Source organism: Virgibacillus sp. LDC1 (assembly GCF_025792345.1).
GTDB lineage: Bacteria > Bacillota > Bacilli > Paenibacillales > Paenibacillaceae > Paenibacillus_AQ > Paenibacillus_AQ lautus.
Genome location: NZ_JAOXLZ010000001.1, coordinates 859,149 through 880,769 on the forward strand (window position 1 = coordinate 859,149; position 21,621 = coordinate 880,769).

Here is a 21,621-nt window from a genome sequence, read left to right on the forward strand (position 1 = left end):
TGAAGTGTTCATGCTTTCTCTACAGCTTCGCCATAATGATCGACAGCAAAGCTGAACAATACTTTCAGCATAAACAGGGTGCCGGCCAATAACATGTAGGGCTGGATGTTGGACAGCAAGAACGTACCTCCTATGCCGATCGACAGGAGCAAGCCTCCTATAAAACGCTGCGATGATTTCCCGATCAGCGCATTTACGATCACAGCTCCAGCGATTGTATATGCCCATATACCTACGGCATACTCAATATCGGTATTCAAGAGAAGCGCAATCATGATGATATGAACGTGTATCGCAATGAACACTGTGCGATTCGTTTTTCGGGACGCGTAGAAATTACTGGTTGAGATTGTGAAATTGGCAATGCAGCCGGCAAATATATCGAAGATGAGCAATAAGGCAAGGGTACTGCGCCATAAAGGCAAAGAGCTTGTGATTTCAGGATAAATGAGGCCCATCGCGATGGTTAGAAGTCCACCGAAGAGCAGTATGACCAGAATAGAGCCAACGGACTGCTTTTCACCAAAAACATCATGCAGAATCGAAGGAATCTTTACGATTTTCATTACATAACACACTCATTTCTTTTCTAATTTAAATTGATATTATGTAGTAATTAAATTGAATTACTACAAAAACAATATAACTTCGAGTAGGTGGTTGTCAATTGTTTTATAGTGAAAGTATTGAGTTGCTCTAAAACTTGATATATACTTCACTTGAGGTGAAGAATACATGAACGGGTACGAACGAAGAAAGCACAAAAAAATCGAACAAGTCTTCGACGCCGCTTTCCAGCTATTTTCAAGGCACGGTTACCAAAAGGTTAGCGTTAACGAAATCGCCCAACAGGCAGGCGTGTCACCTGCGACGATATATAACTATTTTGGAACCAAAGACCAGCTCTATATGGAAATGATCAAGGATTGGATGGACAAGCAGTTGGAGGTGTATGAGCGCATTTTAGATTCCACGCGCTCTTTTGCCGAGAAGACCCGAGAAATCATGCAGCTGGAGGCTAAGAATCTGACCTTTTTGTCGGAAGAGTTCGGGAAATTCCAAACCTCCGAGGAGCGTGGCATTAGTCAGACGATCCAACAGTATAGCGAGGAGAAGGTAAAAGGTTTTTTCATGAGATTTGTCGCGCTTGGGAAACAAGAAGGTTATATACATAAGAACCAAACCGAAGAGGTCGCGATGCTGTACTTCTCGATGTTCATGAATGAGCTGGGGCGACGCTGGGATTCGGGGAACCAGGAATATGGCAATGGCAGCATGGAAACCTTGTTGGAGCTTTTCTTTTACGGCTTAGCCGGTCAAAAACATGAAGGCCGTTGATATGGTTTTATATCATGATGAGCTGTTTCGGGAAGTGCTTCTAAACGGGGAATTTCTTGAATGAAGTATTGGTAGAGAAATGATATAAGCGTACCTAGTGAGAAATAAGCCTTCATTATGGAAGGCTTATTTCTTTTATTTAGGTTCTTCTGAAGCTGGTGCGGTGTACGAACTGATCCTATTGTTTGTAATCAAAAAGCAGCCGCTTCGCATAGTAGCGAAGCGGCTGCTTTATCAATTCATAACATTATTGCTGAACGATTGCGATAATTTCGTCTTCCAGCTCAAGTCGTACTTGTTCGCTGTAAGCGCGGATATTGTACTCGGAGTGCAGGTAACGGAGAATAGCTTCGATGAGGTTAGCCTCAATCAAATATTGCGTTCTTCCGCTGACCCATACTTCGGCTGTATATCCGGTATCTTCGTCCCAGCTAAGCTCAAGCGATACATCGGTTGGTTTAACGCCTCTACGTTCCGCCTGATGAAGGCAGACCGCATTGACGATTTCATCCATGCTCAGAACCATGGATTAGTACCGATTATTGTTATTGTTGTTGTCGCGAGGTTCGTTTTGTTTACGACGATTCTTCACGGCACGTACAACAGCCATAACGATCATAATCAAAGCCCAGATTGCGATCAGGTTAATGAGCAATCCCATGATTTCGCCCATGAAGCCCATGCCGGCGAACATGCTGCCGAAGAGCAAACCAGCCAGACCACCGATCATAAGTCCTTTCATCAAGCTGCCGCCGCTAAAAAATCCTGGTTTTTTTGTGCTGCCGGCTGCTCCTGTCGTATTGGAACGGTTGTTCGTTTGTTGAACATTATTAGTATCCTTTTTCGGAGTGCTGTTGTATGACTTGGTGCCGGATTTGAAACCTCCGCCACCTCTGCGGGCATCTGCGGAATCAGGCGTCAGCGCTACAAAGAACAGTGTAATCGCTACAAGAATAGTCAATACTTTTTTCATCGTGTTCTGTCGAACCTCCCAGTAAATTTAGAGTAATAAAGAGTAATACGGACGAGTCACGATAAGGTTTCAAAATTTGTGCGACCATGTTTTGAGGCTGTTGTATGCTGCTGCCGTCTCAGTAATTCCAGTACCCAATCACACCACTTCAGCTCGGTTTCAGCCATCATCAACCCTTTTGTAGCGAGTACATAATTGCTGAAAGCCTTGCTTCCAATCTCGCGGGTATCCTCCGGAATTCCCTCTAATATCTGCTCATAATAACGTTTTTTCTCCAGATACCCGATTCTGCGGTCCTCGAAAATATCGACGGCGATGCCGATCTCCGTTAGCCACAGGCAAAAGGTTCGAAGAGAAAGTTCATCCTTGGTGACTGCAGGCGCGATGGGTTGATACATCCATTCACGCAGCTTCTGCATGCCTTTTTCTGTAATCGCATAGATTTTCTTGTCCGGTTTATCACTTTGCTGGACCCAGTGCGAGGACAATAGCTGTTTCTCCTCCATGCTGGACAGCAGTGGATAGATCTGACTGTGTTTGGCTTGCCAAAAAGGCTGTATTCGAAGCATCAAATCGTATCCCGATGATTCTCTTCTTGCTAGTAATCCTAACAAGCCGTATGACAACGTATTCATGGACATAACTCCCTTTGAAACGCATATCGTGGACGCTAAGGCAGGGATGATAATCCGCCTATCGGTCCGGTTGATAAAAAGTGTACACTGAAACTGTATGGTTTGACAACCGGGGGAGGGGGCTTTCTCTCCGCATTTGGCAAAATTGTGACTAAAAAAGCACAAACGCTTAAGCGTTTGTGCTTCCATTTGACTTTGGTTGAATTATTCGTTCTCGTAACCTTCAACGACCAGATCAAGCGCGCCGGTGTTGGGGTCGATGACCATGCCATGAACGGGTACGTTTGGAGGAAGAAGTGGGTGGTTTTTGATCAGGTTTACGGTATTTTTTACACCGTCCGTAATGTTATCGAATCCGCGAAGCCATTTGGATAACCGGATGCCGGAGTTTTCCAGCGTGGATAACACTTCATCGGATATGCCGCGGTCTCTCATATGCTGGATCATGTCCTCGGCGTTCAGGGAAGCCATGCCGCATTCGTAGTGTCCCACAACGATGACTTCTTCGGCGTGCAGTTCGTACAGTGCGACCATGACGCTTCGCATAACACTTCCGAAGGGCTGTGAAATGATCGCGCCGGCGTTTTTAATGATTTTAACATCGCCATTTTTGAAATTCATCGCTTTAGGGAGCAGCTCGACCAAACGTGTATCCATACAAGTGATAATGACGAGTTTCTTCTCAGGAAAACGCCCTGTCAGGTAGGATTCGTACTCTTTATTCTCTACAAAGCTGCGATTGTGTTCCAGAATGCTGTTAAGGTGTTTTTCCATCGATTTTCTCTCCTTTGTATCTATTGTTTATTTGTTGTTCTTATGCTCTGGCATCTAATACTTGAATGTTGGTACCGTAGTTCTGTCCGCTGCTGTCCAGGCGAAAGGAGTAAGTGGCTGGATCGGCGTCGAGCCTCATCTTCTCTTCGAAAAAAACGGCCTGCTTGCGGTTCATGATAAACGGCACCGGGCTGCCTGTCTCGACAGCGATATCTTCCGTCGTCGGCTCATCTACAATACGCAGGCCTGGGAAGCCGTTGACGGCACATCCGCATCCCTCCGTGTCATAGATCAGCCTGATTGCGCCCGGTTTGTCCCCGAGCTTGTCCTTCAGCTTCAGCTCTGCTTGCGGGGTGAGTTGAATTTTCACGGCATCCTGACACTCCTTTATATGTATATTATTATTTATTCTTTCTGGAAGTTGATTATATACCTTGTAAAAAGTATCATCAATAGAGTATAGAAGAATCCTATTATAAAAAAAAGAAGGTGTGCCGGAATGGCAGTACAACATTTACCACAATGGGAACAATTTGATCGATTGGTTCGCAAAATCATGAGTTATTACGAAGCTATTGGCCTACTTCATTGGGATTTACGGACCGGTGCTCCACGCAAGGGAACCGAAATTCGTTCGGAAACGATCGGGGTTCTATCCACAGAAGCATTTAAACTGCAAATATCGGAAGAAATGGGACAGCTGTTATCGTTTTTTACGGAGCCGAAACAGGCAGAACAGCTCGATGACCGCAAACGCCGCATGATTGCCGAAGCACGCAAGGTGTACGATCAGAGCAAATCCATCCCGCCTGAACGCTTCCAGGAGTATTCCATTCTTGCCGCCCAATCGGAGACGAAGTGGGAGGAAGCGAAGCAGAACAGCGATTTTGAAGGTTTCGAACCTTACTTAACGAAGATTGTTGCGTTCAAGCAAGAGTTTATTGAATATTGGGGCGTGAAAAACACCAGATACGACACACTCCTTGATATGTATGAGCCGGATTTAACGGTGGAAAAGGTGGATGCCATCTTCGAACGCCTGAAAGCGCGTCTGGTACCGCTAGTTCATGCGATCCAGAATTCGCCCTTCAAGCCGAAAACGGACTTTTTGAAACAGCTGTTCCCGAAAGAGCAGCAGGAGAAATTCAGCTTGTTCCTGCTGGAGCAAATGGGCTACGACTTTGAAGCGGGACGTTTGGACGAGAGCGTGCATCCATTTGCGACGGGCTTGAACCCGGGTGACGTGCGCATCACGACCATGTATCTTCCCGATGATGTGCTAAGTGCGGTATTCAGCTCTTTGCATGAGGGGGGGCATGCCCTTTACGAGCAAAATATCGATAAGGAGCTTGCAGGTACGCCGCTCTCCGGCGGTACCTCAATGGGCATCCATGAATCTCAATCCCGTCTGTGGGAAAATATGATTGGCCGCAGCCGTCCGTTCTGGCGCCGTTATTTCGCGGATCTGCAGCAGCACTTCCCCGAACAATTGAAGGACGTGGACATCGAGGATTTCTATTTGGCCGCGAACAAGGTAGAGAACTCTCTGATTCGAATTGAGGCGGATGAACTAACTTATAATCTGCACATCATCATTCGTTATGAGATCGAGAAAATGCTCTTTAACGAAGGGTTGGCGGTGAAGGATCTTCCGGAGACCTGGAACGCGAAGTATAAAGAATACCTTGGCATTATGCCGCCGAACGACGGAATGGGGGTTCTGCAGGATGTTCACTGGTCCGGGGGCGATTTCGGATATTTCGCTTCGTATTCCCTTGGCAACATGTATGCGGCTCAGTTCCTTCATACGATGCGCAAAGAACTGCCGAACCTCGACCAGCTCATCGAAGAAGGGAACCTGGCTCCGATTAAGGAATGGCTGACGGACAAGGTTTACAAGTACGGAAAAAGCGAGAAGCCGTCCGAGATCATCGTCCGTGTCACCGGAGAAGAACTGAATCCGGACTATCTGGCCGACTATCTCGAAGAGAAGTATAAAGAGATTTACAAACTTTAAGCATCACGATAAACGCAGCCCAAGGGGCTGCGTTTTTTTGCATTAACACAGTATCACCTTCGAAGGCTTCCACAGGCAGATGTTATTTCCTTCCAAATATCCATAGTGCCCATCACCATCCGCCGGCATACTCTATCAGACGTTTAACCTTTGGGCAGGCACATGCATATGCTGAAAAGAAACAAAGGGTCAATGGGAATGGAGGGTTACGATGAAGCGTCAAAAATGGTGGGGGCTGGCGCTAACCATGCTGCTTGTTTGCGGAGTGGCGCTTGCCGGGTGCGGTGGCGGCGGATCGGCTACGAAGGTCAAGATTGGCGAAGTGACTCGCTCGATCTTCTATGCGCCGCAGTATGTCGCATTGGAAAAGGGATTTTTCAAGGAAGAAGGTCTAGATGTCGAGCTGCAGACGACTCCTGGCGGAGACAAAACGATGACGGCCCTGCTGTCGGGGGCCATCGATGTGGCACTCGTCGGCTCGGAAACTTCGATTTATGTGTATCAACAGGGCTCTGAAGATCCGGTCATTAACTTCGGACAGGTGACGCAGACGGACGGGACATTTCTAATGGCCAGAGACGGATCGGGTGCTTTTGACTGGAACAACCTGAAGGGTAAAGTATTCCTCGGACAGCGTAAAGGCGGAATGCCGCAGATGGCAGGCGAGTTTACCTTGAATAAAAAAGGGATCGATCCGCACGCGGACCTGGAGCTGATTCAGAATATCGATTTTGCGAATATCGCCTCTGCCTATGCTTCCGGTACCGGTGAATTTGTTCAGCTTTTTGAGCCGCAGGCCTCCATATTTGAAAAAGAAGGCCGAGGCAAGGTGGTCGCTTCCTTTGGCGTAGAAAGCGGACGTCTGCCATATACCGTATTCATGACGAAGCAGAGCTACATCAACAAAAACGATGCAACGGTGCAGAAGTTTACGAATGCCCTTTACAAGGCACAGCAGTGGGTGGATGCGAACAGCCCGGAAGATATCGCGGATGCGATTATGCCTTATTTTAAGGATAGCGACCGCGACATCGTGGTGTCTTCCGTTAAACGCTACAAAGAGCAAGGCAGCTATGCAACCGATCCGATCGTGGACGAGGCGGAATGGAACAATCTGCTTGACGTGATGGAGCAAGCCGGGGAGCTGAAAGAACGGGTAGCGCCTGACACGATCGTCAACAACAGCTTTGCCGAGAAAGCAAAACAAGCTAAATAATGAAGTGCTCCTAATCCATAGAACGAAAGGAGAGAGCACCAATGGTACCGGTAGTTGAATTGAACGATATCGCTCACGTATATGTCACGGATCGGGAAGCCTCTCTGGCTGTGGAAGGAATTCAATTGAAAGTGGAACCAGGGGAGTTCATCAGCCTGGTTGGACCCAGCGGCTGCGGCAAGACAACGATCTTGTCTGTCATTGCCGGCTTGCTGCAGCCATCCAAAGGAACCGCCTACGTGAACGGCAAACCGGTAAACGGACCGTCGCCGGAGGTCGGGTACATGCTGCAGCAGGACTATTTGTTTCCTTGGCGCACCATTATGGATAACGCCTTGATCGGCTTGGAACTGACGGAGAGATTGAATCCGGAAAGCCGAGGTATCGTCCAGAGTTTGCTTAAGGAGATGGGTCTCGGAGAGAGCGGCAATCTCTATCCGGCCCAGCTGTCAGGCGGAATGAGACAGCGGGTTGCACTCGTAAGGACCCTGGCGACGGACCCGGGGCTGCTGCTGCTGGATGAACCTTTCTCCGCACTGGATTATCAGACGAAGCTGCAGCTTGAGGATCTGATTGTGGAGACCTTGAAGGAGCGGGGGAAGACCGCCATCCTGGTCACCCATGATTTGTCCGAAGCGATTGCGATGAGCGACCGGGTTATTCTATTGAACCGCAACCCGGGAAGGATTCATCGCATGTTCAATATTCCCGAGAACATACGCCGGGTACAGCCTTTTTTTGCTCGTAAGGAGCCAGGGTTCAACGAATTGTTTCATGAGATCTGGGGCGAAATGCAAACGATCGGGAAGGAGTGAAGCCTATGACATCAAGGGATGAGCCTTCTGCTTCTTCTTCGAAGGGCTGGCTCCAGGATATTTATGTTAAACATATGAAGCAAAAGAAAAGCATACGCACACGCGTGCTGACCGTTCAGCTTAGCTTGCTGCTGTTATTCTTTATCTGGTGGGAAGCGGCGGGCAGATTCAAATGGATTGACGTGCTGCTCTTCAGCTATCCCACCAAAATCTTTGCCAACATATGGGGGAACATGATCAGCGGCGAGTTATGGGGGCATTTGGGGATCACGGTAGGGGAGACGGTTGTCGGATTTCTGCTCGGCACGCTGGTAGGCACGCTGCTGGCCGTTTTGATCTGGTGGTCACCGTTTCTCAACAAAGTTCTGGATCCTTATATGGTTGTGTTCAACAGTATGCCGAAAGTGGCGCTGGGTCCCATATTTATCGTGATGTTTGGCGCGGGTTTTACCGCTATTGTCGTCACTACGTTATCCATCACGGTCATTGTGACCACGCTTGTCGTTTACAACAGTTTTCATGAGGTGGATTCCAATCTGATCAAGGTCGTCCGCACCTTCGGCGGAAGCAAGCGCCAGGTGTTTCAGCGAGTTATTTTGCCGGCGTCCTATCCGGCGATCGTGTCAACGCTCAAGGTCAACGTGGGCATGGCGTGGGTCGGCGTCATTGTCGGCGAATTCCTGGTCGCCAAATCGGGTCTTGGTTACTTGATTATGTACGGCTTTCAGGTATTCAATTTCACGCTTGTGCTGTCGAGCCTGCTCATTATCGCTGTAGTGGCTACAGCTATGTATCAAATGGTGGTATATATAGAAAGGAAATTGCTGACTCATCGTTAATGGGCTTGGTCTGCAGCCCCCAGGCATGGTTGTTTATGGCATAAAAATAAGCTAGGATGAAGATACCTTATATATGTGGTCACATCAAAGGAAACATATATAATCATCATCAACTCGCCTGGAGGCTCTTCATCACATGGGATTTCGTGTCATCAAAACGGCTGCGGCAAGCCTGCTTGCCATCTTAATTACAGATGCCTTGAACATACCGGGGGCTACGTCCGCCGGTCTTCTTGCTATACTCGGCGTTGACGTCACACGAAAACGGAGTGTGCGCTCCATATCGTCCAGATTGTTCGCTTCATTGCTGGGCCTGGTGCTGGCGTGTATGCTATTTTATTTTCTCGGTTTTCATTATTGGGTACTGGCTTTATACATATTGCTTGCATTCCCCGCGATTTCGAAGGCGAACTTCAAGGAAGGCATTGTAACCAGCTCGGTTGTGGTGTTTCGGGTGTTTCAGGGCGAAGAGATCGGGGTGGACATTTTGCTCACCCAAATTGAACTGTTGATTATCGGTCTCGGATCGGCCATGCTTGTGAATCTGGTTTATATGCCAAACAGCGAGGGAGCGATGATGGAGATCCGCCGGAAGGTGGACGGGCTCTTCTCTGTCATTTTCCATCATTTCTCGCTTACACTTCGAGATCCCGAACATATATGGGACGGTAAAGAGCTGATCGAGGCCAACCGGCAGATTGAAAAAGGAATTGAGGAAGCGAAGCGGGCCTCCGAGAATCAGATGATTCATCCGGACGGCTCCTGGAACATATATTTTTATATGCGGAAGGAACAGATGGAGAATATCCAGAGCATGATGCATCAGATCTCCCAGGTGTACGAGCGGCTTCCGCACGGCGTGCTGACGGCGGAAATATTCGATCAGTTAAGCAAGGATGTCGTTGCCGAAGGATATACGGGCAAGTCCGAAGGACTGCTGATTGAGCTGGAGGACAGGTTCAAGGAGATGGAGCTGCCGACAACCCGCGAAGAATTCGAGGTCCGGTCCGCCATTCTCCAGCTATGCCATGAACTGGAATACTATCTGAATATTTCGAAGAAGTATAAGGCGCCCACGGCGAAAAAACCGCAGAAGCACGCGGATTCGGCCGTATAGCTCAGGGATTTGCAAAAAAAAATCTGATATTTTTAGCATCATATGAATTTATTTGGACCACTTCATTCAACATTCGCCCATGTCTTGCATACACATGTATGGAATGATTGTATGGAGGAGGTTCGAAGATGTCATTGAGTCATAAACACCAATGTAGAGAAATCATCACGAAGGCGATCTGCGGCAAGGGTCGTAAATTCTCTACCGTAACACATACCGTGACTCCGCCTAATAATCCGACCAGTATTTTGGGGGCTTGGATTATAAACCATCAATACGAGGCGGTTGCCGCCGGAGACGGAATTGAAGTTATTGGTACTTACGATGTTAACATCTGGTATTCCTATGACAAAAATTCACAGACCGATGTGGCGAAAGAAACGGTATCGTATGTAGAACGCGTGCCTCTTTCTTATCTGGATCCGAAGCATCGTGCATCGACGGTGGAAGTGTCGGCTGAAGCGACACAGGAGCCGAGCTGCGTTGAGGCCAGCGTATCCTCGAATGGCACGAGTGTCATTCTGCGGGTAGAGAGAGAGTACGCGGTGGAGCTGATTGCGGAAACCAAGGTCGTTGTCAAAGTATGCAGCCATCATCACGGCGACTACGAAGACAAAGAATTTGATTACGTCTGGGGAGACGAAGTCGATGATTATGAAGACCTTGATTACGAAGGTCTGGAGGATGAACTGTAAGATAACCCTCCTGTAGGAGTGATTCTAATCTTAGCATATGCAGTGAGGGCAGCTTTGCGGAGGGCGGATGCCCTCTTTTTTATTTTTTTTACAGGGGGACTAGGAGATGGCTCATGATAAAGTAAAACCAGCTGCTGTAAAAGAATATGTACCATTGAAGGGAGCGGCCGCGCTCCTCGCGCAAGCACGTCTGGTCAGATCCGGGATACCGTGCCTTCTGGGTTTGAGCTCAGTTGAGGAAAAGCATTACACGGCCAGGTACGCGGTTCATGTCGAGCAGCTGTCCGCAGCCTCGATCCGATCCTACCAGCTCGGCGGTAGTGAAGTGATGTATGAGCCCGACCCCGAGAACGGGAGGTACGAGGATGGCCTGCATCGGAGATTGGAGAAAGCGGCCCTAAGGTCGCTGTATACGCTGGGTGCGGATGAAGGGGAGATCATCATCACGGCCCGGCCCGGGCGCAGATATGTAGTCGAGAATGTCCGCATGAAAGCGGGCCGGAATAAAACCGTTATGAGTGCCAAAGGCCAGCAGGCGGCAGGTTTTCACGCGTTTAACGAAGACGGTGAATCCCATTTGACTCCGCCGCTGCTTATGGGGATGGATCCCGAGTTTGTGCTGATGAAGGATAACGGAGACATTGTTTTTGCATCCGAATTTATGGAGCGTGGCGGATCGGTCGGCAGTGACGCCGTTCGTTTTCGGGGTGAGGTCATTTACCCCATTGCCGAGCTCAGGCCGTTACCGAGAGCGAATCCGAAGGCGTTAATGATTGAAATGCAAAAAGCTCTGCGCCAAGCCCAGAGCCTGATTACGGATCGTTCACTAACCTGGAGGGCAGGAGCTCTGCCTTATGATGATTTCCCGCTAGGTGGCCATATACATTTCAGCGGCGTACCGCTCTCCCTGTCCCTTCTTCAGACCCTTGACAATTATCTGGCTCTGCCGCTGGCGCTGCTCGAAGACCCCAAGGGGCGTCTTCGCCGACCCCGTTATGGTTTCCTGGGCGATTTTCGGAGGCAGCCGTATGGCGGATTTGAATACCGTACGCTTCCCAGCTTTCTCGTTTCGCCGCTTGTGGCGAAGGTATCGATGTATGTTGCCTATCTGGCAGCTCGATACAGCGACCGTTTGCTGGCGAGACCTTTCAATACGGAACGTTACCATCGCGCCTATTACGAAGGCGACAAGTCCGTGCTTAAAGAATGCATCGCAGGCTGGCACAGGGATCTGTCGGCACTGCCGGAATATTCGGACTTTGCTCGTGAAATCGAACTGGCTCTTGCACACATGGAGGCGGGGCGCGCCTGGGATGAAAGCAGAGATATCAGGCCGCTGTGGAATATTCCCGTTAAGGCGTGATGCCTTGCGATCAATTTCTGTTATAATGGAGGTCAAGCTAGAAGGTAATGGAGGTACGTCATGGCTAAATATACGCCGATGATTGAACAATATTTGAAGGTCAAAGAACAAGCGCGCGATGCGTTTCTTTTTTTCCGCTTAGGCGATTTTTACGAAATGTTTTTTGATGATGCGATCCTCGCGTCGAAGGAATTGGAGATTACGCTGACCGGCCGCGAGGGCGGCGGTGCAGAGAAAATACCGATGTGCGGAGTGCCTTATCATTCCGCTGAGGGTTATATTCAGCGGTTGATTGAGAAAGGGTACAAAGTTGCCATCTGCGAACAGATGGAGGATGCTTCGGTCACCAAAGGCATGGTTCGGCGGGAAATCGTCCGGGTCGTCACGCCGGGGACCATCATGGACGGCAAGGTCGTGCACGACAAATCGAACAATTACATGGTTTGTGTCACGGAAGCGGGCGGCTTAATGTCTTTATCGGCATGCGATCTGTCAACCGGCGAGCTTTATGTGACGTCGGTCCCATCTTCGGAGGAATGGCTGCGGGATGAGATCGGCCTGTATGAGCCCTCCGAGATCATTGGGGACGCATCCCTTCTTGATATCATTTCATCTCAGGCGCTTCCAGGCAGCCGGAACATCGTCTATACGGCATGGGATCGCAGGGAGGACGCATTGGTTCGCACCCAATTCGGAGAACCGGCATGGGCCCGCCTGGAAGAGGAGCGAAGAGCCTGCATATCCCTGCTGATCTCGTATTTAAGCGAGACGCAGAAGCGGTCGCTGGGACAGCTGACACAGATTGCTTCCTATGAACCGGGACAATACATGGTGCTGGATCCGTTCACCAGACGCAACCTGGAGCTGGTTGAGACGGTTCGGGAGCGCTCGAAGAAAGGTTCGCTCCTGTGGCTTCTGGATCGCACGGAAACCTCGATGGGAGCCAGACTCCTGCGGCGGAGAATCGATAAACCGCTGCTGTCCCGCAGCCGGATCGAAGAGCGGCTGGAGGCTGTTGAGCATTTGTATAACCAGTACATACTGCGTGAAGATTTGCGGATGGCGCTGAAAGAGATTTACGATCTGGAACGGTTGGTCGGCCGGATTGCGTTCGGCAGCGCGAACGGACGGGATTTGAACGCGCTCAAGCTGTCATTAAGACAAATACCTTCCCTGAAAGAGCTGTGTGCCCAGTCGGCTTCCGAGACGCTGCGCCGGGTGGCTGCGGATACGGATATTTGCGACGATCTGTGTGAACTGATTGAGCATGCGATTGTCGATGAACCGCCGGTGTCCGTGCGTGACGGAGGCATCATCAAACCGGGCTATCACGAGCGGCTGGATGAGTTTCGCGAAGCGAGCACCAGCGGCAAACGCTGGATCGCGGAGCTGGAAGCCAAGGAACGCGCGGCTACGGGGATCAAGTCGCTGAAGATCGGTTACAACAAGGTGTTTGGTTATTATATCGAGGTGACCAAGTCCAATCTGTCATCCCTGCCGGAAGGCCGGTACGAACGCAAACAGACACTGGCGAATGCAGAGCGATATGTCACGCCCGAGCTGAAGGAGAAGGAAGGTCTGATCCTGGAGGCGCAGGAGAAGATGGTGGATTTGGAGTACGCCCTCTTTACCGAGCTCAGGGACAAGCTGAATACCCAAGTGAGCCGGCTGCAAAAGCTCGCTGAGCGGATTGCCGAGATTGACGTCTATCAATCGTTGGCTGCGGTCAGCGCGGAATACCGGTTCGTGAAACCGGAGCTGAGCGAAGGTTATGATTATATCGTTGAAGGCGGCCGTCATCCTGTCGTGGAAGCCGTCATGAAGGATTCATCGTTTATCGCGAACGGAACGGATTTACGCAAGGAAGGCTCCTCGATCCTGCTTATTACCGGTCCGAATATGGCTGGAAAAAGCACGTACATGCGCCAGGTGGCCTTGTTATCGATTTTGGCCCAGATGGGCTGCTTTGTTCCGGCAGAGCGCGCGGTTATCCCGCTGGTGGACCGTATCTTTACCCGCATCGGAGCGGCAGACGATCTGATCGGCGGCCAGAGCACCTTCATGGTGGAAATGGCGGATATTCAGGTCATGACGGAAAAAGCAACGCCCCGCAGCCTGATCATCATTGATGAGCTGGGACGCGGTACGTCGACGAGTGAAGGCATGGCAATCGCGCAAGCCGTGATTGAGTATGTGCATGACCACATCGGCTGCAAGGCATTGGTATCGACGCATTTCCATGAGCTTGCCCATCTTCAGGAAAGCCTTGGCGGTCTCAAAAATTATTCCATGGCGGTTCAGGAAAGCGGAGACAAAGTGCATTTCCTCCGCAAGCTGATCCCTGGCGCGGCCGACAGCAGCTACGGCATTTACTGTGCGAGATTGGCAGGCTTGCCCGGCAGTATCATTGACCGTGCTTATGGTCTGCTGCAGGGCCTGGAGATGGCTTCGCTGGCCGCGGTGGCATCGGAGCAAGGGATTGTGATGCAGCGCGAGCAGCCGGCTGCCGCAGCTCATTCCGATGAGAGACGAATTGGACCGGAAACGGTGCATGAGTTTCGTGAAGATAGGGTGCCGTATACCGAAAGCTTGAGCGGCGCCGACCAGAAGGGCGGCGTGGTGCAGCTTTCCATTTTTGGCGAGGAGGAAGTGCCTGAACCGAGTGCTAAGCCTGGTAAGGATCAGCACTCCATGCCGCCGGAAGCGTCTCAAGATCCTGCCGTCAAGAGCCTCATTGATGCCGTTAAGGGCGCGGACGTGATGAATATGACACCGCTTCAGGCCATGCAGTTCCTGAATGACCTGAAGCTTCAAGCGAAGGATATGTGATGTTGGCATGGGAATGAAATGAAACGGAGGTAGGAACGATGGGGATTATTCGGATTTTGGACGAGCATATTGCAAACCAGATTGCTGCCGGTGAGGTGGTGGAGCGGCCTGCCTCCGTTGTGAAGGAGCTGGTTGAGAACGCCATTGATGCCGGGAGCACCAAGATTGACGTAACGGTCGAAGAAGGCGGACTGGACAGCATTCGCGTAACGGATAACGGCGCCGGTATTGATCCGGAGGATTGCGAAACGGCTTTTTACCGCCACGCAACGAGCAAAATCGTCGAAGGCCGCGATCTGTTCCAAATCACCAGCCTTGGATTCAGGGGCGAAGCCCTGCCATCCATTGCGGCCGTATCCAAGGTACGTCTGGTTACATCCAATGCTCAGGATGGCCGCGGACGGGTGATCGAAATCGAAGGCGGTCATCTGCGGGTGAACGAAGAGACGGCCGCACCCAGAGGAACGGATTTCCTCGTAAAGGAATTGTTCTTCAATACGCCGGCAAGGCTGAAATATATGAAAACGATCCAAACGGAGCTGGGGCACATATCTGACTATATGTATCGTCTGGCCCTTTCCCGGCCGGATATTGCCTTTACGCTCAGGCACAATGGAAACTCGCTGCTGCAGACGCTGGGCAACGGCGATGCCCTTCAGGTCATTGCGGCCATATACGGTACCCAATCGGCCAAAGCCATGCTGCCGTTTGAAGCGGAGAATATGGATTATACGTTAAGCGGATATATCAGCCGCCCGGATTATACCCGGGCAAACCGTAACGGCATGTCGCTCATCATTAATGGGAGGTACATCCGGAACTACGGCTTAATGCAGGCGATATTGAGAGGTTATCATACGCTGCTGCCGATCAACCGGTTTCCGCTTGTTGTTATTCAGTTGTCCATGCACCCCTCGTTGATCGATGTGAATGTGCATCCATCCAAGCTGGAGGTGCGGTTTAGTAAAGAGCAGGAGCTGTTTGCTTTTGTGGAGGAAGAGATTCGAAAGGTGCTGCAGCAGGAAATCCTTATTCCACGTCCGGCCAAACAAAATATTGGCAAAAGCGACAACGCCTATATCCAGGAACAGCTGCAATTTTCTCCTGCGCAAGGCCATGCCTCGGCGCCCGGCAGCGGCAATGAACGGGATATCGTGATCCCAGGAAGCGGCGACGAGCCTTCAACTGGTGGAAACATGCCTCTCAAGGTGCCGTCTGCGTCGACATGGCCTGTGGGGCAGGTCTTCACCCAGGCAGAGTCGGATATCAAGCGCACTTATGGGGACGGAGCAGCAGGTACAGCTGCCACCTCGCAAATGCGTGAAACGGCAGCAGCTTCTTCTTACCGCAGTGATTACCGCAATGAGACCAGGGGGAATGCCGGAATTCCTGCCGTAACGAAGGAGTGGCTGCAGGCGGCCTCAGGACCGGCTCCCGAGATTCCGCCATTTCCGGAGCTTACCCTCATCGGCCAGCATCACGGTACCTATCTCATAGCGCAGAATGATACCGGGCTGTACCTGATTGATCAGCATGCCGCGCATGAGCGGATTAACTACGAGTATTACTACGAACAGTTTGGCAACCCGGCAGATGCATCCCAGGAGCTGCTGCTGCCGATTACGCTGGAATTCACGCCATCAGAATCGGAGAAGGTGAAGGAACGGCTGCACTGGTTTGAGAAGGTTGGCGTTTATATGGAGTTTTTTGGCGGCCATACCTTCCTGGTTCGTTCACATCCGTTCTGGTTCCCTAAGGGCGACGAGAAGGCCATTATCGAGGAGATGGCGGAATGGGTGCTGAGCGAACGAAATATTGATATCGCCAAGCTGAGAGAAACCTCGTCGATCATGTGTTCTTGCAAGGCTTCCATTAAAGCCAATCAGAAGCTGACGGAGCAGGAGGCGATGACGCTGATTCGGCGTTTAGGCGCCTGCCGGCAGCCATACACATGTCCGCATGGACGACCGATTGTGGTTTCGTTTTCAGCTTATGATTTGGAAAAAATGTTTAAGCGCGTGATGTAACAGCAAGGAGGACCTTCATGATTATTACAACTGGAGAAGCGGAAGCGCCGGACATTGTGGAGCGCGCGAAACGTTTAGCCCAGGAAACCGGCTGCCGTTATGTTCAGCGCGGCGGTCATTCATTGCGAAAATTAGCCCGCAGGTTCGGAGACGACGACGTGCTGGTCGTACTGAACGGACATGTACGTCTAAGCGGACCGGGCGGCTCAGTCATGGAATTTCATCCCAGTATGGGGTTTGTCCGATTGAAACGCGTGCTGAGCGGAAAACCCGATCCCATGCTGGAGGCTTCCGGAATGGAGGAAGGAGATTCCGTACTGGATTGTACGGCGGGGCTTGGAGCCGACTCCCTGGTATTCTCGGGCAAGGGCGGGGCCAACAGCCGAGTCACTGCCCTGGAAAGCTCGCTGCCCTTGTATGCGCTGCTAAAAGAAGGGCTCCGGACCTATGAAAGCCATCTGGAGGCCAGTGATCAGGCGATGAGGCGAATCGAAGTCAGGCACAGCCATCACCTGGATTATTTGAAGTCGCTGGCGGACCGGAGCGTAGACATTGTTTATTTTGATCCGATGTTCCGTGAACCGATCGCCGAATCGGCTTCCATCCATCCTCTGAGACATTATGCAAATGGGGAGCCGCTGGAAATGGAAAGTGTGAGAGAAGCGGTCAGGGTCGCGCGCAAAACCGTCGTGATGAAGGAAGCGCGATCCAGCGGAGAGTTTGAGCGGCTTGGCTTTACTTTGCCTGAACGGGGAAAATCGAAAATAACGTACGGAGTGATTTCCATTGACAGATGAAACCAAACCGAAACTGCTCGTTCTCATCGGGCCTACAGCAGTAGGTAAAACCAAAATGAGCATTGAAATTGCGAAGGAATTCGGATGTGAGATTATTTCCGGCGATTCGATGCAAGTATACCGGGGCATGGATATCGGAACGGCCAAAATTTCCGCTGAGGAAATGGAAGGCGTTCCCCACCATCTCATTGACATTCACGAGCCCGATCACCCCTATTCGGTAGCCGAATTTCAGGAGCAGAGCCAAAGGCTTATTACGGAGATCACGGAGCGGGGCAAACTTCCGTTCATTGTTGGCGGAACCGGGCTTTACGTGGAGTCGGTGTGCTACGGCTATCAGTTCAGCGAGACCGGTGCGGATGAAGTTTTTCGGGAAGAGCAATTCCGCTATGCCAATGAACATGGAGCCGAGGCTCTTCATCAAAAATTGGCAGAGGTTGATCCTGAAACGGCCGAGCGGCTTCACCCTAATGACCTACGTCGGGTCGTTCGTGCTTTGGAAGTATTTCATATGACCGGTGTCCCACTTTCGGCCCAGCTGGCGCCTCAAACCAAGCAATCTCCCTATGACTTATGCTTGGTCGGTTTGACAATGGACAGGCAAATGCTATATAACCGTATTGAAGAGCGAATTGATCTTATGCTGAGCCAGGGACTTGTTGATGAGGTAGCGGCGCTCATGGACAAAGGGTTCGCTCCGGGGCTTGTATCCATGCAAGGGCTGGGTTACAAAGAAATCGTATCATACCTTAGCGGGGAGTTCAGCTACGAGGAGGCCGTCGTGCTGCTCAAGCGCGATACACGCCGGTTCGCTAAGCGGCAGCTATCTTGGTTTCGCCATATGAAGGACATCGAGTGGGTAGACGTCACCGACTCGGGAAATTTTTCTGCAAACTATCAAAAAATCCGTGCTATAATAGCAGGAAAGTTTCACTGAAATCTTGAATATATTTCAAAACAATCTAAATGAACCATTGGGGGTACGGCTAATGAACAAGTCCATTAACATCCAAGACACGTTCTTGAACCAACTGCGCAAAGAGAACATTCCGGCCACGGTATACCTTACAAACGGCTTTCAGATCCGTGGAACGATCAAAGCTTTTGACAATTTTACCATCGTGATTGACAGCGACGGCCGTCAGCAAATGGTGTACAAGCATGCTATCTCCACGTTCATGCCGCAGCGTAATGTGTCCCTGATGCAGGAAAACAGCAGCGATCAATAGATTTTAGAATGGATTTATAAAGAGCAGAATCATACCGTCAACTGATTAATTTGAAACTTTTTGGTTTATATTTCGTTTAGCTTATAAGGAGTGCAGAGAGCAACCTGAGAAGGTTGTTCTTTTCTTTCCGAGGCATGACATGAGTCAGAAGGCTTGATCCCGCAAGGGAGTAAGGAGGGGGACAAATGGCTGGAAAAGATAATCAGATGTCACGGTTGAACAAAAACAAAGACAACTCGAAGACATCGAAAACCACGAAACCGAATGCGAAGAAGAAAAAAGGCAAAGGAAAGCGAATTGCATGGGCGTTGTTTTTCACGGCCGTCATTGCGATCTTCTGTGCGCTTGCAGGTTATTTGTTCATCTTGATCAGCGGCGAAAAGCTGCTGGAGCAGAATCAGGATAAGCTGACCGCTTACGGTACTTCCAAGGTATATGACCGTAATGGCACGCTGATGGGCGAACTGTCCCTCCAGAAGAGTGATCCTGTGAAGTATGAGGATATTCCGGAGAAATTGATACAAGCATTCATTGCAACAGAAGATAAACGGTTCATGGAGCACAACGGCGTGGACATGTGGTCGATCGGCCGCGCAGCGGTAAAGGATATCATGGCCCGTTCCATGGTCGAAGGCGGAAGTACGATCACGCAGCAGCTGGCGAAGAATATATTCCTGACAAGGGATAAAACATTCTTCCGGAAGGCTACTGAAATGTCGATCGCGCTGGCGCTTGAGCGTCAGCACAGCAAACAGGAAATTATTGAGATGTATTTGAACCGGATTAACTTCGGGGGACCTTATTACGGCATCAAAGCCGCATCCGAGCGTTATTTCGGCAAGTCGGATTTGAATGATTTGAAGTTATGGGAAATGGCGACACTAGCGGCAATGCCGAAAGGGCCATCCCGCTATAATCCGCTGAAGAATCCCGACCTTTCCAAAGAGCGTCGTGCGGTTGTCTTGACCTTGATGGAACAGCAGGGGTATATCACGGCCGAAGAGGCAGCGGAAGCCAAGAAAGTGGACTATGCTTATACACCGCCAGAAAGACAGCAGAAGTATACAGCGTTTATCGATTATGTAATGGAAGAAGCCGAAGAAAAATGGGGCCTCACCGAGGACGATGTCAACATTGGCGGATATCAGATTTACACAACGATGGACGTGAATGCCCAGACGGCAATGGAAGAAGAGTTCAAGAATCCGGAAAACTTTGAAGAAAGTCCAGACGACGTGCCGGTGGAAGGTTCTATGGTCATCATTAACCAGGAAACCGGCGGTATCGTAGCCATGTCCGGTGGACGGGAATATACGCGAGGCGGGTTCAGCCGGGCTACCGACAGCCGTCGTCAGCCGGGATCCGCCTTGAAGCCGATTGTATCGTATGCACCGGCGCTGGAATCCGGAAAGTTTACGAAGGACTCCAGATTGAGTAATAAAAAGCAATGTTTTGGCACCAATTATTGCCCAAATAACCTGCACGGATATTCGGAAACGATTGGTATGCCGGAAGCGATTCAGCGTTCCGAGAACATTCCGGCCGTATGGCTGTTGAACCAAATCGGCGTAAAAACCGGATTTGAGTTCGCTCAGAGTCTCGGCATCAAGATGACCGAAGGCGATGCGAACTTATCCCTGGCCCTCGGCGGCATGGATACCGGTACGAACACATTCGAGATGGCACAAGCCTTCAGCGCCTTTGCCAATGGCGGAGAATTCAAAGAGGCTTTTGCGATCAAACAGATTAAAGATAGCAAAGGCAAGGTTGTGCATGAGAATAAAGGCAGCAAAGGGAAGCGCGTGATGAGCGCTTCGACGGCTTCGCAAATGACAGACATGATGAAGCGTGTCGTAGAGGACGGAACGGGTAGAAATGCTCGGATCAGCCGCCCGGTAGCCGGTAAGACCGGAACCACGCAGAGCGGCTATAAGGGCGTCAGCTCAAACCGCGACGTATGGTTTGTCGGATATACGCCGGAGTTAACGGCAGCGGTATGGATGGGTTATGATACCCCTGACCGGCAGCATCTGCTGAAACGAAGCAGTTCGATCTCCGCTTCCTTATGGGGCAAAGTGATGGAGAAGGCGGTTCAGGGCTATGAAGCGAAGAGCTTCCCGAATACCGAGCCGGTTCAGCCGCCTGTAGAAGAAACGACATTAGCCGCAGTCAGCGGTTTGACAGGTTCCTATAATGGGGAGACTCAGACCGTATCACTGAGCTGGAATCCGGTTCAGGGCAACGTTCAATACCGCGTGTACCGTAAGGAAACGTCGGAATCGGAATACTCCCGCATTCTCGATTCCTTGGGAGGAACCGCTATAGAGGATATGAGTGCGATGGAAGGATTGACTTACGATTATTACGTGACGGCCTTCGATCCATCAACCGGCGAAGAGTCGGAACCTTCGAACATTTTGCAAATCGTGGCCGCTTCCGAGGAATTGCCGCCTGAGGATCTTGAACCCGATCCGGGGGACACCCAGGAACCGCCTCCGGTTGATGAAGGTGACAACGGAGCAGGAAACGAGTTTCCTCCTGGGAATGGCAACGGGAACGGAAATGGCAACGGTAATGGCGGGCCAGGCAATGGGAATGGTGAAGGCCCAGGCAACGGTAACGGTAATGGTAATGGTAATGGTAATGGAACGAACCCTCCTGAGGATGGAAACGGAGCCGGGAATGGCCAAGATGGTCAAGATCCTGGCAATGGATCTGATGGCTCAGGAGATGGATCTAGCAATGGTGACACAGGCACTGGAGGAACCGACACCGATTCGGGCAATATTCCTACGGTACCGGGCACCATTGTGGATCCGTCGGATCCGGTTGACGGATCTGACGAGTTCCAAGACAGCCCATGATGAACTTGAGAGCCTCCGCATGATTGCGGAGGCTTCTTTGTTTTGAGTGTGAAACCCAAATGTGGTAAGCTGGGAATACGAATGGGGAGGAAA

20 protein-coding genes are annotated in these 21,621 nt (G+C 50.6%); 14 read left to right on the forward strand and 6 right to left on the reverse strand.

Annotated elements, in window-relative coordinates:
- Positions 1-8 precede the first annotated feature (8 nt).
- Positions 9-566, reverse strand: coding sequence for a hypothetical protein (locus OHJ21_RS04075; protein ID WP_100536433.1), 558 nt, complete (start codon positions 564-566; stop codon positions 9-11).
- A gap of 169 nt (positions 567-735) precedes the next feature.
- Between OHJ21_RS04075 and OHJ21_RS04080 the strand changes: the two genes are divergently transcribed.
- Positions 736-1,338 (forward strand): TetR/AcrR family transcriptional regulator, encoded by a 603-nt coding sequence (locus OHJ21_RS04080; RefSeq protein ID WP_100536434.1) that lies wholly within the window; start codon positions 736-738, stop codon positions 1,336-1,338.
- A gap of 247 nt (positions 1,339-1,585) precedes the next feature.
- Here the strand turns inward: OHJ21_RS04080 and OHJ21_RS04085 are convergent, their stop codons facing one another.
- The 5 genes from OHJ21_RS04085 to OHJ21_RS04105 form a co-directional block, all read right to left on the reverse strand.
- Positions 1,586-1,864, reverse strand: coding sequence for a YxcD family protein (locus OHJ21_RS04085; RefSeq protein ID WP_036637522.1), 279 nt, complete (start codon positions 1,862-1,864; stop codon positions 1,586-1,588).
- A gap of 3 nt (positions 1,865-1,867) precedes the next feature.
- The gene (locus OHJ21_RS04090) at positions 1,868-2,311 is read right to left on the reverse strand and encodes a hypothetical protein (RefSeq protein WP_100536435.1); all 444 of its coding nucleotides are present in this window, start codon (positions 2,309-2,311) and stop codon (positions 1,868-1,870) included.
- A gap of 56 nt (positions 2,312-2,367) precedes the next feature.
- Positions 2,368-2,946, reverse strand: a complete 579-nt coding sequence (locus tag OHJ21_RS04095; protein ID WP_100536436.1) for a PadR family transcriptional regulator — start codon at positions 2,944-2,946, stop codon at positions 2,368-2,370.
- Positions 2,947-3,150: 204 nt separating this feature from the next.
- Positions 3,151-3,720: a beta-class carbonic anhydrase gene (locus OHJ21_RS04100; RefSeq protein ID WP_090911712.1), complete on the reverse strand. Its 570-nt coding sequence runs from the start codon at positions 3,718-3,720 to the stop codon at positions 3,151-3,153.
- Between the two features lie 40 nt (positions 3,721-3,760).
- Positions 3,761-4,090 carry an iron-sulfur cluster biosynthesis family protein gene (locus OHJ21_RS04105; protein WP_100536437.1) on the reverse strand — a complete coding sequence of 110 codons (330 nt, stop codon included), beginning with the start codon at positions 4,088-4,090 and terminating at the stop codon, positions 3,761-3,763.
- 129 nt (positions 4,091-4,219) lie between these two features.
- On the opposite strand from OHJ21_RS04105, the gene OHJ21_RS04110 reads away from it, so the two are divergent.
- The 13 genes from OHJ21_RS04110 (at position 4,220) to OHJ21_RS04170 (ending at position 21,528) form a co-directional block, all read left to right on the forward strand.
- Positions 4,220-5,737, forward strand: a complete 1,518-nt coding sequence (locus tag OHJ21_RS04110; RefSeq protein ID WP_100536438.1) for a carboxypeptidase M32 — start codon at positions 4,220-4,222, stop codon at positions 5,735-5,737.
- A 211-nt stretch (positions 5,738-5,948) separates the two neighbouring features.
- On the forward strand, positions 5,949-6,953 hold the full coding sequence (locus tag OHJ21_RS04115) for an ABC transporter substrate-binding protein (protein WP_100536439.1): 1,005 nt from the start codon (positions 5,949-5,951) through the stop codon (positions 6,951-6,953).
- 41 nt (positions 6,954-6,994) lie between these two features.
- A complete protein-coding gene (locus OHJ21_RS04120; protein WP_100536440.1) occupies positions 6,995-7,768 on the forward strand; it encodes an ABC transporter ATP-binding protein in 774 nt (257 codons plus the stop codon).
- A gap of 74 nt (positions 7,769-7,842) precedes the next feature.
- On the forward strand, positions 7,843-8,607 hold the full coding sequence (locus tag OHJ21_RS04125; protein WP_411830399.1) for an ABC transporter permease: 765 nt from the start codon (positions 7,843-7,845) through the stop codon (positions 8,605-8,607).
- Positions 8,608-8,743: 136 nt separating this feature from the next.
- Positions 8,744-9,724 (forward strand): aromatic acid exporter family protein, encoded by a 981-nt coding sequence (locus OHJ21_RS04130; RefSeq protein WP_100536442.1) that lies wholly within the window; start codon positions 8,744-8,746, stop codon positions 9,722-9,724.
- A gap of 128 nt (positions 9,725-9,852) precedes the next feature.
- Entirely contained in the window at positions 9,853-10,419 is a 567-nt protein-coding gene (locus OHJ21_RS04135; RefSeq protein ID WP_486019342.1) for an outer spore coat protein CotE, read from the forward strand.
- A gap of 106 nt (positions 10,420-10,525) precedes the next feature.
- On the forward strand, positions 10,526-11,782 hold the full coding sequence (locus OHJ21_RS04140; RefSeq protein ID WP_486019343.1) for a putative amidoligase domain-containing protein: 1,257 nt from the start codon (positions 10,526-10,528) through the stop codon (positions 11,780-11,782).
- A gap of 60 nt (positions 11,783-11,842) precedes the next feature.
- The gene (mutS, locus tag OHJ21_RS04145) at positions 11,843-14,611 is read left to right on the forward strand and encodes a DNA mismatch repair protein MutS (RefSeq protein WP_486019344.1); all 2,769 of its coding nucleotides are present in this window, start codon (positions 11,843-11,845) and stop codon (positions 14,609-14,611) included.
- A 38-nt stretch (positions 14,612-14,649) separates the two neighbouring features.
- On the forward strand, positions 14,650-16,638 hold the full coding sequence (mutL, locus tag OHJ21_RS04150; protein WP_486019345.1) for a DNA mismatch repair endonuclease MutL: 1,989 nt from the start codon (positions 14,650-14,652) through the stop codon (positions 16,636-16,638).
- Between the two features lie 17 nt (positions 16,639-16,655).
- Positions 16,656-17,435, forward strand: a complete 780-nt coding sequence (locus tag OHJ21_RS04155; protein WP_326112834.1) for a class I SAM-dependent methyltransferase — start codon at positions 16,656-16,658, stop codon at positions 17,433-17,435.
- Positions 17,425-18,372 (forward strand): tRNA (adenosine(37)-N6)-dimethylallyltransferase MiaA, encoded by a 948-nt coding sequence (gene miaA / locus OHJ21_RS04160; RefSeq protein ID WP_127590910.1) that lies wholly within the window; start codon positions 17,425-17,427, stop codon positions 18,370-18,372. Before OHJ21_RS04155 ends, miaA begins: the two co-directional genes overlap by 11 nt.
- Positions 18,373-18,424: 52 nt before the next feature.
- Positions 18,425-18,664 carry an RNA chaperone Hfq gene (gene hfq / locus OHJ21_RS04165; protein ID WP_100536448.1) on the forward strand — a complete coding sequence of 80 codons (240 nt, stop codon included), beginning with the start codon at positions 18,425-18,427 and terminating at the stop codon, positions 18,662-18,664.
- A gap of 185 nt (positions 18,665-18,849) precedes the next feature.
- Entirely contained in the window at positions 18,850-21,528 is a 2,679-nt protein-coding gene (locus OHJ21_RS04170) for a transglycosylase domain-containing protein (protein ID WP_486019346.1), read from the forward strand.
- The last annotated feature ends 93 nt before the right edge of the window (positions 21,529-21,621 follow it).

Excerpts from the sequence above, each read along its gene's own strand:
- OHJ21_RS04170 (WP_486019346.1), top strand. The coding sequence starts at position 18,850 with ATGGCTGGAAAAGATAATCAGATGTCACGGTTGAACAAAAACAAAGAC.
- OHJ21_RS04130 (WP_100536442.1), top strand. The coding sequence starts at position 8,744 with ATGGGATTTCGTGTCATCAAAACGGCTGCGGCAAGCCTGCTTGCCATC.
- OHJ21_RS04135 (WP_486019342.1), top strand. The coding sequence starts at position 9,853 with ATGTCATTGAGTCATAAACACCAATGTAGAGAAATCATCACGAAGGCG.
- OHJ21_RS04075 (WP_100536433.1), bottom strand. The coding sequence starts at position 566 with ATGAAAATCGTAAAGATTCCTTCGATTCTGCATGATGTTTTTGGTGAA.
- OHJ21_RS04090 (WP_100536435.1), bottom strand. The coding sequence starts at position 2,311 with ATGAAAAAAGTATTGACTATTCTTGTAGCGATTACACTGTTCTTTGTA.
- OHJ21_RS04125 (WP_411830399.1), top strand. The coding sequence starts at position 7,843 with ATGAAGCAAAAGAAAAGCATACGCACACGCGTGCTGACCGTTCAGCTT.
- OHJ21_RS04080 (WP_100536434.1), top strand. The coding sequence starts at position 736 with ATGAACGGGTACGAACGAAGAAAGCACAAAAAAATCGAACAAGTCTTC.
- OHJ21_RS04110 (WP_100536438.1), top strand. The coding sequence starts at position 4,220 with ATGGCAGTACAACATTTACCACAATGGGAACAATTTGATCGATTGGTT.
- OHJ21_RS04155 (WP_326112834.1), top strand. The coding sequence starts at position 16,656 with ATGATTATTACAACTGGAGAAGCGGAAGCGCCGGACATTGTGGAGCGC.
- hfq (WP_100536448.1), top strand. The coding sequence starts at position 18,425 with ATGAACAAGTCCATTAACATCCAAGACACGTTCTTGAACCAACTGCGC.
- OHJ21_RS04140 (WP_486019343.1), top strand. The coding sequence starts at position 10,526 with ATGGCTCATGATAAAGTAAAACCAGCTGCTGTAAAAGAATATGTACCA.
- OHJ21_RS04085 (WP_036637522.1), bottom strand. The coding sequence starts at position 1,864 with ATGGTTCTGAGCATGGATGAAATCGTCAATGCGGTCTGCCTTCATCAG.
- OHJ21_RS04100 (WP_090911712.1), bottom strand. The coding sequence starts at position 3,720 with ATGGAAAAACACCTTAACAGCATTCTGGAACACAATCGCAGCTTTGTA.
- OHJ21_RS04115 (WP_100536439.1), top strand. The coding sequence starts at position 5,949 with ATGAAGCGTCAAAAATGGTGGGGGCTGGCGCTAACCATGCTGCTTGTT.
- mutS (WP_486019344.1), top strand. The coding sequence starts at position 11,843 with ATGGCTAAATATACGCCGATGATTGAACAATATTTGAAGGTCAAAGAA.
- mutL (WP_486019345.1), top strand. The coding sequence starts at position 14,650 with ATGGGGATTATTCGGATTTTGGACGAGCATATTGCAAACCAGATTGCT.
- OHJ21_RS04120 (WP_100536440.1), top strand. The coding sequence starts at position 6,995 with ATGGTACCGGTAGTTGAATTGAACGATATCGCTCACGTATATGTCACG.
- OHJ21_RS04095 (WP_100536436.1), bottom strand. The coding sequence starts at position 2,946 with ATGAATACGTTGTCATACGGCTTGTTAGGATTACTAGCAAGAAGAGAA.